A 13,839-nucleotide genomic window follows, 5' to 3' on the forward strand; every position below is an offset into this window, starting at 1 on the left:
CCGTCCGCCCGCCCCGCGGCCGGTCCCGCCGCCGTCGCCCGTGCCGCCGCTGCCGGTCGACTCCGACCCACCGGCGCGCAAGGGACGCCTGGCGACGTTCGTCCGCGGGCGGTGGCTCAGGACGATCCCCGGCCGCATCGGCACGCACGTCGCGCTGTGCCTGGCCGCCATCCTCGCGCTGCTGATCGTCCTGAACGTCGCGATCGGGAACGCGCGCGACTCCGTCCAGACGATCGGGCACGACGCGGGCCCGCAGGTCGTCGCGACCAGCACGCTGTACTTCGCGCTCAGCGACATGGACGCGCAGGTGTCCAACATCCTCCTGATCGGCCGCGAGCACAGCCTCGGCATCGGCTACGCCGAATCGCTGCGCGTCTACGAGCAGCGCCGCGCGGAGGCGGACGCCGCCGCCGTGATGGCCGCGCAGCTCGCCGGACGCGACCCGGCGCTGCGGCGGACCGTCCAGGAGGTCCTCGACGGCCTCGGCAAGTACGAGCGGCTCGTCGGCCAGGCCATGAAGCTGGACGAGCAGGCCGCGCACGCGCCGGGCCAGCTCCCGCCGGACGTCATCGAGGCCTACCGCCAGGCGACCGACCTGATGAGGTTGCAACTGCTGCCCAAGGCGTACAACATCACGCTCGACACGGGCGCGCACGTCCGGCAGTCGTACGAGACGAAGCGCTCGGCGGTCCTCGCGGGCCGCACCTGGGTCGCGGTCACGGGCCTGATCGTCCTGCTGTTCCTGGTCGCGACGCAGCTCTACCTGGCGCGGACGTTCCGCCGCGTCCTCAACCCGGCGCTGGTGCTCGCGACGCTCGCCGCGCTCGCGCTCACCGGCGTCGGCGCGGCCCTCCTGACGGCGCAGGCCGGGCACATCAAGAAGGCCAAGGAGGACGGCTTCGACTCGATCCTGCAGCTGTCCAGGGCCCGCGCGATCAGCCACAGCGCGTTCGCCGACGAGAGCCGCTACCTCCTCGACCCCGGACGCGCCGACACCTACGAGCAGACCTATCTCGACAAGTCGCTGTCGGTCATCCAGCCGGACATCGGCGACAAGCCCGTGAACCTGGAGAACTACTACGCGGGCCTTGAGCAGAAGCTGGGCCCGTACAAGCCCGGCCAGAAGGCCGTCCCGTTCCTCGGCTTCTTCGGGGACGAGGCCCGCCGCATGGAGAAGGGCCGCGAAGCGGAGGCGTTGCAGCGGACGCTCGACGCGTACCGGACCGTCCTGCGCAACGACGCGGAGATGCGGCGGCTCGCGTCGTCCGGGAACCGGGCGGGCGCCATCGACATGCGGATGGGGCGCACGTCCGGCGCGATCCGCGACTTCGGCGCCTACGACAAGGCGCTGGGCGAGCTGACGGCCGTCCACCAGAAGTCCTTCGACAAGGAGATCGAGGACGCGGACGGCGGCCTGCGCGGCTGGAAGGCCGTCCCGGCCGGCGGCGCCGCCGTGATCGCCCTGCTGATCTTCGCGGGGGTCCGTCCCCGGCTGGCCGAGTTCCGGTGAAGGAGACGAACATGCGCGCCACCCCCCGGCCTCACCGGGCCGCCGCCGCCGCCCTGGTCGCCGCGGCCGCGCTGTCGGGCTGCGGCCTCGGCGGCTCGGAGAAGGAGAGCATGTCCCACAAGGAGTCCCTAGTCATCGGCGTGAAGGAGGACCAGCCGGCCCTCGGCGTCAAACGCCCGGACGGGACGTACGAGGGCTTCGACGTCGACGTCGCCACCTACATCGCGGCCGAATTGGGCGTGCCGAAGAACCGCATCACCTTCAGGACGACGAACTCGTCCGTCCGGGAGGAGGCCCTCGCCAAGGGCACCGTCGACATGATCGTCGCGACGTACTCGATCACCGCCAAGCGCAAGATGGACGTCACGTTCGGCGGCCCGTACTACGTCGCCCACCAGGACACCTTCGTCCGCGCCGACGCCGCCGCGATCAACGACGTGCGGGACCTGAAGGGCAAGCGGATCTGTGAGGTGACCGGCTCCAACTCGTGGCGCCGCGTCATCGAGGAGCGCAAGGTCGCCGCGCAGCCGGTCACCGTGAACACCTACGGGGCCTGCATGGACGCTCTCGCCGCGGGCCGCCTCGACGCCGTCTCGACCGACGACCTCATCCTCGCCGGGTTCGCCGCCGGCCGCCCCGGACGGATGATCAACGCGCCGTTCACGGACGAGAAGTACGGCGTCGGCCTCAAGAAGGGCGACCTGAAAGGCTGCGAGGAGGTCAACCGCGCCATCACCCGCATGTACCAGGACGGCACGGCGCAGCGCCTGCTGACCAAGTGGTTCGGCAAGTCGGGCCTCAAGCTGAACACCGGCGTCCCCCAGTTCGAGGGCTGCAGCTGAGACGGCGGGTCAGGAGCGGGTGGTGGTGGACGGGAGCGCGCTCAGCGCCTCGCGGAGCGTGTCGTAGATCGGGATGAACTTGTCGATCCCGGTGATGTGGAAGACCCGCTGGACCCGCGGCGGCAGCGCGACCAGCGCGACGACGGTGCCGCGCTCGGTGGCGCGGCGGTTGGCGGCGACGATCGCGTTCAGGCCCGTCGAGTCGCAGAACGTGACCTCGCGCATGTCCACGACCATGGGCTCGCCGGAGTCCACGACCTCGAACAGCGCCTCCTCGAAGCGCGTACGGGACACCACGTCGATGTCCCCGTGCACACGTACGAGGGTGCAGCGGTCGTCGCGCATCAGGTTGATGTCGAAGTCCATGGTCACCTCACGCCCCACTCCGGCGGTACCCGGCCATCTCAGGTGACTCCTCAGGATTGCGCACCCGTGCCCGCATTCCAAGCTCTTCCCGGGAAAAGGACCAGGTCGCCCGGTGGCGCCCCGGACCGTAACACGCCCGGACGGCCCGCCCCGTACCTGCTCTAGACACTACCCGACGGGACCATCCGGAGCGTCCCGCCGCGTCCCGGGACATCCGGGAAACGTCACAATAACTTACTCAAGCGAAACTTACTACATAGTAAGGAATGGCGGATAAGTCCCTGGGCGGCATGCTTGACCTGCGGATGGCCAATTCCTGACCGGTCCCGCGCGTTGAAAGGCGGCCGCTGACCCGGGGGCGGATCGGCGCAGACGTTACAGTGGCGGTGGGCGAATTCGGGAGGGCCGGGTGTTCTACACGTTCATGACGCGCGTGGTGCGTCCGATCCTCTGGCTGCTTTTCCGCCCCCGCGTCGTCGGTGGCGAGAACGTGCCGAGCTACGGGCCGCTGATCGTGGCGAGCAACCACCTGTCGTTCATCGACAGCTTCATCATCCCCCTCGCCGTCCCGCGTCCCGTCACCTACATCGCCAAGGCCGCCTACTTCGAGGGCGGCGGGCTCAAGAAGAGCTTCGTCCGCTGGTTCCTCACCAACCTCGGGCACGTGCCCGTCCGGCGCGGCGCCAGGCGCGCCGCGATGGGCGCCCTTGAGCAGGCCGCAGAGGTCCTGGAGAACGCCGGCGCGTTCGCGATCTACCCGGAGGGCACCCGCTCCCCGGACGGACGGCTCTACCGCGCCCGCACCGGCATCGGCTGGCTCGTCCTGGAGTCCGGCGCCCGCGTCCTGCCCGTCGCGCTGGAGGGCACCGAGAAGATCCAGCCCATCGGCGCGTCCCTGCCGCGCGTGTTCGGCCCCCGCCCCACCGTCCGCATCGGGCCGCCGATGGACTTCTCCCACTACCGCGACCTGCCGCCCGCCAAGGCCCGCCGCGCCATCGCCGACGAGATCGTCGAGACGATCCAGAAGATGTCCGGCCAGGAGTACGCCGCCGAGTACAACGACCGCGCCGAACAAGGGTGACTCGGGGGCGTTTCGTCCCGAACGCGTGTCGTCCGCGGCGACTCGCCCCTTCTGCGCTTAGGGTCACCGCCATGGCGCAGAGGCTCCTCCCGATCGTGCTGCTGTCGACGGCCGCCGCCACCGCGTGCGGCGGCGGCGGTGAACGCGCCCGTCCCGTCCACGGCACCGCCCCCGCCGAGATCGCGGGCGTCGGCTACACCGCCGACGAACTACGCCAGGCGCTCCTTGTGCACGTCCCCGGCTACCGCCGCGCGAGCGAGCCGGACGCCGGGGAGTACGGGACGCTCAAGGCCGTCCAGAACGCCGCCAGGCTCCAGCGGGACACCGTCCTCGACAAGCCCCAGTGCGGGACGAGCCGTCCCGGCGGCACCGTCGACACAGACGTCCCCGCGGCCCTCGTCACGTTCGCCAAGAAGGGCATGACCGTCACCGAGACGCTGATGGGCATGCCCGCCGCGGACGCCGAGAAGCAGGTCAACGCCCGCGTCCCCCCCGACTGCCTGACGTTCCGCACCAGGGTCGGCTCCCACCGCGCCGACCACCGCGTCGTCGAGACCCCGAAGGGCGAGATCGGCGAGGGCTCCCGCACCGTCGGCGTCGCCACCGTCAGCGGCGCCGCCCACACCCGCACCTGGTACGTCGTCTTCCGCGGCCGCCACTACCTGGCCACCATCACCCTCTACGGCCCCACCGCCACCCGCGCCGAAGCCGAACGCCTGGCCCGAGCCTCCCGCGCCCACGCCACCAAGATCCTGCCGTAGCCCCTCCTCCCGGTGCATATGGCGGTTGTTGCGGATAGCGTTCGGTTTACGTTGCGCGGGGAGTGGCTCCGGGCCGTTGGACCAGGGAGTGTCGTTGATCGGTAAGGAGGGCCGGGTGACCGGCAGGGTCGCTCCCGGGACGGTCGGGGAGGTGATGATCCCGGTCCGCGGCGGGGTCGAGGCGTTCTACGCGCATCCCGTCGATCCGCGTGACGAGATCGGCGTCGGGACGATCGTCGTCGTGGTCGAGTATCACCCGCCGCGCACGGTGTACGTGGCGGCCGCGTTCGGGGGGTAGCAGGGGCCCCGCTGCCGGGAGGGGTCTCTGGGGCGTTGTCCCAGAATGAGGCGTATCCAGGGGCGAACCGGATGGTCGTCCGTTGCGTCTATTGGGAAACGCGGACGTGCCTGGCTTCGGGGGCCGGCCGCTCACAACCGAAGAGGAGGCCGTATGCCCGTGCTTGTCGTTGCGATCGCAGCCGTCGTCGCACTTCTCGTGTTGATCATCTTGTTCAAGCTCATCTGGCGGGTCGCGGAGCCGAACGAGGCGCTGATCATCTCCGGGCTCGGCGCCAGGTCCAAGCCGATCGACGGCGTGGACAGCCTCGGGTTCAAGATCGTGACGGGTAAGGGCACCGCGGTCATGCCCGGCTTCCAGACGTCCCGGCGGCTGCGGCTGGACAGCCGCGCGTCCAACCTCGAAGTGAACTGCGTGACGCAGCAGGGCATCCCGGTGAAGGTCCGCGGCGTGGTCATCTACAAGGTCGGGGACGACTTCGTCTCGATCGCCAACGCAGCGCGCCGCTTCCTGGAGCAGCAGAAGTCGATGGACGGCGCCATCCACGAGCTGTTCACCGGCCATCTCCGGTCGATCATCGGCAACCTCACCGTCGAGGACCTCATCCTCAACCGGGAGCGGCTCACGTCCGAGACCCGCGGGTCGGCGGCGGACGAGATGAGCAAGCTCGGCCTCATCGTGGACTCGCTGCAGATACAGGAGATCGACGACGAGACCGGCTACATCCGCAACCTCGGGCGCCCGCACGCGGCCCGGGTCGCCGCCGCCGCCCGGATCGCCGAGGCCGAGCGGAATCAGGAGGCGACCGTCCGGGAGCAGGAGACCGAGCGGGAGAACGCGGCGGTCATCCGCGACACCCAGATCAAGAAGGCCGAGTACGACGGCCAGGTGAAGCAGGCCGAGCAGCAGGCCCGCCAGGAGGTCATCACCCGGGAGACCCGCAACGCCGAGCTGGAGGCCGAGCGGACCGAGAAGCGGCTGGAGAGCGAGATCCGCAAGCCCGCGGACGCCAAGGCGTACGAGCAGGTCAAGCTGGCCGAGGCCGAGCGTGAGGAGCGGATCGCGCAGGCCCAGGCGGCGGCGACCGAGATCCAGCTGCGGGCGCAGCGGGAGGCGGAGGCGACCCGGCTGCGCGGTGACGCCGAAGCCCACGCGACCCGTCAGAAGGGCCTCGCCGAGGCGGAGGCGATCAAGGCCCGGGCGGAGGCGCTCGCCAAGAACACCGACGCCGTCATCGCGCAGCAGCTCGCCGAGCAGTGGCCGCAGATCGTCGAGGCCGGCGCGGGCGTGTTCGGCAACGTCGACAACATGGTCGTGCTGAACGGGGCCCAGGGCATCGAGGACATGCTCGCCAAGGCGCTGACGCTCGGCGGCACCGGCCTCGGCGTCGCCCGCCAGCTCCTGGGCAACCTGAACGTCGCGGACGGCAACTCCCAGAACGGCCACACCACGACCGTCCCCGCGACGGTGCCGGTGGAGGCCCCCAAGGACGCCGCCGAAAAGAAGAAGGAAGACGACTGATCCTGGTCGTCGCATGGATAGGCCCGGCCTTGGCGCCGGGCCTTCTCATGTCCACGGGGCGCGAGGGCCGTCCCCCAATAGACTTCCCGCATGTCCGTCCCGCGGCTCGCCGTCTCTGTCGATCTTGTCGTGCTCACCGTGCGGGAGCAGCGGCTGTGCGCGCTGCGGTGGCGCCGCGACCGGGACCCGTACCTCGGCGCCTGGTCGCTGCCGGGCGGGTTCATCCAGCTTGACGAGGACCTTCCGGCTGCTGCGTCGCGGCTGATGGCGGAACGGGCGGGGCTGGCGGACGTCCGGATCCATCTGGAGCAGCTCGCCACATACGGGTATCCCGATCGTGACCCTCGGCAGCGGGTCGTGAGCGTCGCGTATCTGGGGTTGGCGCCTGATCTTCCGGCGTCCAGCCGCGCGCAGGTGCTGTGGACGGCCGTGGACGATCTCGTCCACCAGGACAGGGCGGCGTTCGACCATCGGCGGATCCTGTGCGACGGCATGGAGCGGGCGCGGGCGAAGCTGGAGTACACCTCGCTGGCCGCCGCTTTCTGCCCACCGGAATTTACCGTCGCGGAGCTGCGCCGGGTCTACGAGATCGTTTGGGGGACGAGCCTCGACCCGCGGAACTTCCACCGGAAGGTCACCGGGGCCGACCGGTTCCTCATCCCGACCGAGCAGACGACGACCCGCGACGGCGGCCGTCCGGCGCGGCTGTACCGGCGCGGGGACGCCGAGCAACTGCGCCCGCCGATGCTCCGGCCGTCCCCCCGCGGCCGCGATCTCGGCCCGTGAGTAGGCTCCCCGTGACCGGGGGCGGTGAGCTGGGGTGATGTCGCGGGCATGGCGGGACGGTTGCTATTTTCGCTGGCTATGAACGGTGAGTCGTCCGAAATGCTCAGCCTGCTCGTGCGGGACATCGGGGACGCCGGTGTCGCGGAGATGGCCGGGTCGCCGGGGCTGGCGGCGGCCGTCGACCAGCATGTGGCGGGCCTGCGAGAGGAGCTCGGCGCGCCCGGCCGCCCGCCCGGCGAGGACGAGTTGATGGGCTACCTGCATGAGTTCGCCGAGAACGCCTTCAACCGCGGCTGGTGGCCGGATGATACCCGGGACTGGGAGTTCGTCCGGATCGTGGCGGTTTGCTGGATGATGCGGGACGCTGCATAGGCTGGGGATCATCACCCCGGCCAGGGATCATCAACCCCCTGCGCATCCGCAAACTGGAGGACAACGGTGTCCGAGGCAACCACTCCGCGCTTCCGCTCCGTCCTCGACCGGTTCGTGGCCTACAAGCCCGGCAAGGTCGTGGTGTCGCCCGAGGGCCGCTCGTTCAAGCTGTCGTCGAACGAGTCGCCGCACGGCCCGCTCCCGTCGGTCGTGGACGCGATCGGCGAGGCGGCGCGGAACGTCAACCGGTACCCGGACAACAACGCGACCGCGTTGACCGAGGCGATCGCGGAGTTCCACGGCGTCCCCGCCGACCATGTGGCGGTCGGCTGCGGCTCGGTGGGCATGACGCAGATGCTGCTGGAGGCGGTCGCCGAGCCGGGCGCGGAGGTCGTGTACGCGTGGCGGTCGTTCGAGGCGTACCCGCTGCTGGTGTCGCTCTCAGGCGCGACGGCCGTGCAGGTGCCGCTGCGGGACGAGACGCACGACCTGTCCGCGATGGCCGCGGCGATCACCCCCCGGACGCGGCTGATCTTCGTCTGCAACCCGAACAACCCGACGGGCACGGTCGTCCGGCGGGCGGAGATCGAGGCGTTCCTGGACCGCGTCCCGTCCGACTGCCTGGTGGTGCTGGACGAGGCGTACCGCGAGTACATCCGCGACGACGGCGTCCCGGACGGCCTCACCCTCTACGGCGACCGCCCGAACCTGGCGATCCTGCGGACGTTCTCCAAGGCGTACGGGCTCGCCGGCCTCCGGATCGGGTTCCTCGTCGCGCACCCGCTGGTGGCGGGGGCGATCCGCAAGACGTTCCTGCCGTTCAGCGTGAACTCGGTCGCGCAGGCCGCGGGCGTCGCGTCCCTGGCGGCCACGGACGAGCTGCTGGAGCGCGTCGAGGGGACGGTGAAGGAGCGCGACCGCGTCCGCGACGCCCTGATCGCCGACGGCTGGACGGTCCCCCCCACCGAGGCCAACTTCGTCTGGCTGCGCCTCGGCGCCCGGACGATGGAGTTCTCCGAGGCCTGCGACGCGCAGGGGGTAAGCGTCCGCCCGTTCGCCGGTGAGGGCGCCCGCGTCTCGATCGGCTCCCCGGAGGAGAACGACGCGTTCCTCGCCGTCGCCAAGTCCTTCCCGCACCGCAACTGAACGGCCGCCTCGAACGGCCGCTACCGAACGGTTGGGCATGCCCCCGGACGCGGGTCGCGTCCGGGGGCATGCCGCGTCGCCCTCGTCAGCTTGTCTTGGCCGTGGGGCCGAGCTTCTCGACGATCAGGCGGTAGAGCTGGCGCGGACGGCCGGGCTGCGGCGTCCGGTTCGGGGGCAGCGGCCAGGCGAGGCCCTCCTCGACGAGGGTGCGCAGGAGGCGGCGGGCGGTGCGCGGGGTGACGCCGAGCATCTTGCCGGCGTTCTCCGCGTCCACGATCAGCGGCTGCTCCTGGTCGCCGAGCTTGTCGGCGAGCCGCGCGAGGATCTCCAGGCCCTTGGGCTTGGCCTGCGGCTGCGTGCGCGGCGGGGTGCGCGGCGCGGGGACGAGGGCCCGGCCGTCGCGGTCGAGCGCGAAGCCCTGCGCGCGCTGGGAGCTCTGGGAACGGGCGAGGGCGGCGCGGGCGTGGTTCTCCGCCTCGTGCGCGGTGCGGCCCATGCCGATGCCGACCTCGATGGCGAGGCCGAGCTCCTCGCGGACGCGTTCGACGAACGGGGGCGTCCGGAACCCCTCGGTGGACGTGGTGACGGAGCCGCGGGTCGCGATGACGAGGTAGCTGTGGTCGTCCAGCGGCCAGACGGACGCGTTCATCCGGTGCGCCTCCTGCAGGAGGACGCGGTGGAGGGCGAGTTTCAGCTCGTCCCGCCAGTAGCGCGGGGTGACGCGGCGGGGCGTCTCGCGGAGGGTGGGGACGTCCACCAGCACGACGACGAGCTGGGACTCCTCCAGGCGGTGGTGCGCGCCGAGCAGCGCGGCGGTCTGCAGGGAACTGCGGATGGCAGCCCCGGTCGGACGGACCCGGATGGTCGGCACGCCGGCCATCTCCATCCGTTCCGCGGTGGCGTGTACGCAGGTCATCGCGACGGTCGTCGCGCCGCGCCGCCACAGCCGCTCATGGAAGGCGGCGAGCGTGCCAGGACCCGCGGACTCCTCGCGGAGGTGGACCTGCTCGGTGCCCAGGCTGATCTCGGAGTACGCCTCCTCGACCTCGGCGCGGCCGAGCACGTCGATGCTCACCCTGGACGGGTCGAAGCGCTCGTCCAGTGAGGCCCGCAGTAACGCTCCTTGCAGCGCGGCGCCGTTCAGCGGGACGTAGGTGGCGGGCATGGTGAGGACGCCCGCTTTTCGCGCGAAGTCGTATGGGACGGGACTGGCGAACAGGCACACGTCCACGCCCGATCCCAGCCGCACGACCTTGTCGGCGGCCTCCTGCTCGTCTCGGTAGGCGGCGGCCACCAGCCGGCTCGGTACCGGCGTGGGGCCGTGGCCCATCAGCATGACCCTTTCGACCAGGTCATGGGGGCCCACGACGCCGATCGTGAGGTCGGGGGTGACCGACCCCGTTCGTGCGGCCGTCATCGATGATCGCTCGCTTCCGGTCCATCCTCTCGGCGGGGGTCCGGCCCCGACCACGCGTTCGCGCACGCTCCGCCCAACCGTTGACTCATGGCATGTAGCCCCTGCCTTCTGACCCAGCACCGCTCTTCACTGCCTCGTGGGCAGATCGGGTCAGGACGCCGTTGTGTGACGCTCAGACCCGAAATCGAATCAAGAGTGCTGCGAAAAAGTAACCTACGCGACCCCCTAGTCAGTAATTTGTCACCATTCGGCCAGTCATGATCCTGCATCTTCGGTCGTCCGAAGTTGAAAAACAAGACCCGAAATCATCCGCGGACGGCCGTTCTGACGCTGTTGCGCACTGGGAAGACCCGTACGGAGCGGGTTTGGTTTACGCAAGGCCGAAACCCGTCCGTCCCGATGCCGATCGGGCCGGAAAGACGAGTGATCCGTTACGGCCGGGCCGATCATCCGGGCCGGTGATTTTCTACCGGATTACGGTCCGTCCGAACGGGACCGTTCCACTGGTTTCTTCCCAGCTCAGTGCGACCTGGCCGGACGGCCCGGGACGCGAGCGCGCAGCAATCCGTGATCGTGTGATCACTTACCGCTGATGGATTTCCCGGCTGTCCGTTACACGACCCGTCAGGGGCTACTCCGGAGTTGGTCAGAACGGGGCCACATTCGGCCGATTCAGCCGTCCACGCCGAGAACCGCCCCCACGAGCACCCGAGGCGCCGTCCGAGCGGCTCGCTCGGACGGCGCCTCGGGGCGCGCGGCCGCGGTACTGCGGGAGGGCTAGTCGGCCTCGCGGACGATCTCGGCGCCGAGCTGCGAGAGGCGCTCGGCGGTGTGGGCGTGGCCGCGGTCCAGGTAGTAGCCCGAGGTGATCGTGGTCTCGCCCTCGGCGGCGAGGCCGGCGAGGATGAGCGCGCTGCCGCAGCGCAGGTCGTGGGCCTCGACCTCGGCGCCGCGCAGGCCGCGCGGCCCGTTCACCTTGGCCCGGTTGCCGTCCACCTCGATGTCGGCGCCCATCTTGCCCAGCTCGTCGGCCAGCTTGAACCGGCCGTCGAAGATCCGCTCGTAGATGTAGGACGGCCCCTCGGCGAGGCAGGACAGCGCCATGATCGGCGACTGCAGGTCGGTGGCGAAGCCGGGGTACTCGTCGGTGATGACGTTGATCGGGCGCAGCGTCCGGTCGCGGCGGACCTGCAGGACCGCGCCCTGCTGGTGGAACTCCAGGCCCATCTGCTCCAGCTTGTCGGCCGCGACGCCGAGGTGCTCCAGCGTGGCGCCGACGAGGTTCAGGTCGCCGCCGGTGATCGCGGCGGCCATCACGAACACGCCCGCGTCGATCCGGTCGGGCATCACGGTGTGCTCGACGGCGGTCAGCTCGTCCACGCCCTCGACGGTGACGAACCCGGTGCCGCCGCCGCTGATCCGGGCGCCCATCGCCTGCAGGATCGCGATGTTGTCGAGCACCTCGGGCTCCAGCGCCGCGTTCTTGATCAGCGTGGTGCCGCGGGCGAGCGCCGCCGCCATGATCAGGTTCTCGGTGCCGGTGTGCGAGGGGGTGTCGCAGTAGAGCGTCCCGCCGCGCAGGTCGCCGGCCTTGATGTGGATGATGCCGTCGCCGTTGTCGGCCACGTGCTCGGTGACCGTGGCGCCCATCCGCTTGAAGCCGTTGTAGTGGAAGTCGAGGTTGCGGCTGCCGAGGTTGCAGCCGCCGACGCCCTCGATGACCGCCTCGCCGAGCCGGTGCAGCAGCGCGGGGACGAAGAGGAACGAGCCGCGGAACCGGGACGCGATGTCGGCGGGCAGCACCGGGCTGCTCAGCGACGACGCGTCGATCACCAGGGTGCGCTCGGTCTCGTGCAGCTCCGCCTTCGCCCCCACCGCCCGCGCGAGCTCCACGGCGCGCCGGACGTCCTCGATGATCGGGACGTTGCGCAGGACGGTCCGGCCCTTGCAGGCCATCAGCGAGGCGCCGATCATCGGCAGGACCGCGTTCTTGGCGCCCTGGACGAATACGGTGCCGTGCAGCCGCCGGCCGCCGCGCACGCGATAACGAACCTCGTGGCCCATGCTCATGCCGCCTTACTCCTTCTCAGTGCGGATAGTGCCTGCAAGTGGGAGCACGAGGGCCGAGCGCGCCGAACGGTCCCCCCTCTGCGCCAACGCGACCCCAGTAAACCATCGGGCCGGGTGTATCGGGTCCGGCCCGCGCCACGTGGGCATCAGTCTGTTTCGTTGGGATGCCCACCAGGCGGAGAAAGTTCAGCAGGCTTCTAGCGAGAAGCCCCGATCCTTAGGGCCGGGAGGATTCGCTTCCGGTTCTCCGGGGGCGGAGCGCCTCCTGATGTGGTGTGCGGGACCTTCCGGTCATCGGCCGCCTTTCATGATCGTGTTCGCGTTGAGTGATTTTGTCGGCACCTACCGCTACGGTCGCGGGTGTGAAGATCGTGGTCCAGGTGAAGCTGCTGCCGACGCCGGAGCAGGCGTCGGCACTGGCGGCGACTCTGGACGTGGTCAACAAGGGCGCGAACCGGGTGTCGCGGGTGGCGTTCGAGGAGTTCGGCCTGACAGGCCGGGTGTTCGACCTGCGCCGCCTTACCTACGGCGAGTTGAAGGCCGCCGGGCTGGGGGCGCAGGCCGCCCAGCACGTGATCAAACGCGTGGCCGACGCCTACGCCACCCTGCGCGGCCAGATCCGTGCCGGGCGGCTCGGCAAGGAGGGCTCCCCGCGCCGGGCCAAGGCCGGGAGCAGGCCGATCCGGTTCCGGCCGGACGCTGCGCAGCCGTTCGACGACCGGTGCCTGTCGTGGCAGATGGACGCGCGGACCGTGTCGATCTGGACCGTGGCGGGCCGGTTGAAAGGCGTGCCCTTCACCGGCGAGCCCGGCCAGTTGAAGACCCTTGCCGGGCATCGGCGGGGCGAGTCGGACCTGGTGTGCCGGGGCGGGAAGTGGTTCCTGGTCGCGACCTGCGACATTTCCGAAGCGCCGCTGAACGCCGACCCGGCCGACTGGATCGGGGTGGACCGGGGGATCGCCAACCTGGCCACCACCAGCGACGGCACCGACCATCAGGGGCGGGGGCTGGAGAGGTACCGGCGCCGGATGGCCAGGGTGCGGGCCCAACTGCAGGCCAAGGGCAGCAAGTCCGCCAAACGCAAATTGAAGGTGCGGGCGCGGCGGGAGGCCCGGCACGCCGCGCATGTCAACCACACCATCGCCAAGACGGTGGTGGCCGATGCCGAACGCACCGGACGCGGGGTCGCCCTGGAAGACCTGGGCGGCATCCGCGACCGGACAAGGGTTGCGCGGCACCAGCGGGCCACCATGGCGTCCTGGCCGTTCCACCAACTCGGAACCTTCCTCGCCTACAAGGCCCAGCGGGCCGGGGTACCGGTGATCGAGGTGGACGCGCACTACACCTCCCAGGGCTGCCCGCGCTGCGGGCACGTCTCCCGCAAGAACCGTCCCGCCCGGGACGACTTCTGCTGTGTCGTGTGCGGGCTCGCTGGCCCCGCCGACCACATCGCCGCCGTGAACGTGCGAGCACGCGCACGAACGGCGTGGGCATTCGTCAACATGCCCTATGCGGCCGTGTCACCGTCTCCACCGTCAGGGACTGTCACGAGCCGCAAGCCCAGCCCTTAGGGCCGGGTCGTAGGCCGCGGAGGGAGGGCGGCGAGGTTGGGGCCGTGATCAGGCGGGCGGGGCGTCGGCGGTTTCGAGGACCTCGACCGGGTCGCCGA

The 13,839-nt window shown here is 70.6% G+C and carries 13 protein-coding genes; 10 read left to right on the forward strand and 3 right to left on the reverse strand.

The window, feature by feature from the left end:
* Positions 1–1,510, forward strand: a 1,510-nt coding sequence (locus E1287_RS37215; protein ID WP_347814003.1) for a hypothetical protein, incomplete at its 5' end; no start/stop codon positions are given.
* Between the two features lie 11 nt (positions 1,511–1,521).
* Positions 1,522–2,352 (forward strand): glutamate ABC transporter substrate-binding protein, encoded by an 831-nt coding sequence (locus tag E1287_RS37220; RefSeq protein WP_131969985.1) that lies wholly within the window; start codon positions 1,522–1,524, stop codon positions 2,350–2,352.
* Positions 2,353–2,361: 9 nt separating this feature from the next.
* On the opposite strand, the gene E1287_RS37225 is transcribed toward E1287_RS37220, so the two are convergent.
* Positions 2,362–2,718 (reverse strand): STAS domain-containing protein, encoded by a 357-nt coding sequence (locus tag E1287_RS37225; protein WP_131969986.1) that lies wholly within the window; start codon positions 2,716–2,718, stop codon positions 2,362–2,364.
* Positions 2,719–3,127: 409 nt separating this feature from the next.
* Between E1287_RS37225 and E1287_RS37230 the strand changes: the two genes are divergently transcribed.
* The 7 genes from E1287_RS37230 to hisC all read left to right on the forward strand — a co-directional run bounded on the left by E1287_RS37230 (position 3,128) and on the right by hisC (position 8,683).
* Positions 3,128–3,799, forward strand: a complete 672-nt coding sequence (locus E1287_RS37230) for a lysophospholipid acyltransferase family protein (RefSeq protein ID WP_243719700.1) — start codon at positions 3,128–3,130, stop codon at positions 3,797–3,799.
* 71 nt (positions 3,800–3,870) lie between these two features.
* Positions 3,871–4,560, forward strand: coding sequence for a hypothetical protein (locus E1287_RS37235; RefSeq protein ID WP_131969987.1), 690 nt, complete (start codon positions 3,871–3,873; stop codon positions 4,558–4,560).
* A 115-nt stretch (positions 4,561–4,675) separates the two neighbouring features.
* A complete protein-coding gene (locus tag E1287_RS37240) occupies positions 4,676–4,858 on the forward strand; it encodes a hypothetical protein (protein ID WP_131969988.1) in 183 nt (60 codons plus the stop codon).
* A 153-nt stretch (positions 4,859–5,011) separates the two neighbouring features.
* A complete protein-coding gene (locus tag E1287_RS37245) occupies positions 5,012–6,379 on the forward strand; it encodes a flotillin family protein (protein ID WP_131969989.1) in 1,368 nt (455 codons plus the stop codon).
* Positions 6,380–6,469: 90 nt separating this feature from the next.
* A complete protein-coding gene (locus tag E1287_RS37250; RefSeq protein WP_131969990.1) occupies positions 6,470–7,165 on the forward strand; it encodes an NUDIX domain-containing protein in 696 nt (231 codons plus the stop codon).
* A gap of 78 nt (positions 7,166–7,243) precedes the next feature.
* A complete protein-coding gene (locus E1287_RS37255) occupies positions 7,244–7,537 on the forward strand; it encodes a DUF6401 family natural product biosynthesis protein (protein ID WP_131969991.1) in 294 nt (97 codons plus the stop codon).
* Positions 7,538–7,603: 66 nt separating this feature from the next.
* Complete coding sequence (gene hisC, locus E1287_RS37260) at positions 7,604–8,683, forward strand: histidinol-phosphate transaminase (RefSeq protein WP_131969992.1); 1,080 nt, start codon at positions 7,604–7,606, stop codon at positions 8,681–8,683.
* Between the two features lie 85 nt (positions 8,684–8,768).
* Here hisC and E1287_RS37265 read toward each other — a convergent pair whose 3' ends face one another.
* Together E1287_RS37265 and murA are read right to left on the reverse strand one after the other, a co-directional pair.
* Positions 8,769–10,100, reverse strand: coding sequence for a transcriptional regulator (locus E1287_RS37265; RefSeq protein WP_131969993.1), 1,332 nt, complete (start codon positions 10,098–10,100; stop codon positions 8,769–8,771).
* Positions 10,101–10,877: 777 nt separating this feature from the next.
* Positions 10,878–12,164 (reverse strand): UDP-N-acetylglucosamine 1-carboxyvinyltransferase, encoded by a 1,287-nt coding sequence (gene murA, locus E1287_RS37270; RefSeq protein WP_131969996.1) that lies wholly within the window; start codon positions 12,162–12,164, stop codon positions 10,878–10,880.
* Positions 12,165–12,532: 368 nt separating this feature from the next.
* Here murA and E1287_RS37275 point away from each other — a divergent pair, with 368 nt between their 5' ends.
* Positions 12,533–13,741, forward strand: coding sequence for a transposase (locus tag E1287_RS37275; protein WP_243719701.1), 1,209 nt, complete (start codon positions 12,533–12,535; stop codon positions 13,739–13,741).
* Positions 13,742–13,839: the final 98 nt, after the last annotated feature.

Source organism: Actinomadura sp. KC06 (assembly GCF_004348735.1).
GTDB lineage: Bacteria > Actinomycetota > Actinomycetes > Streptosporangiales > Streptosporangiaceae > Spirillospora.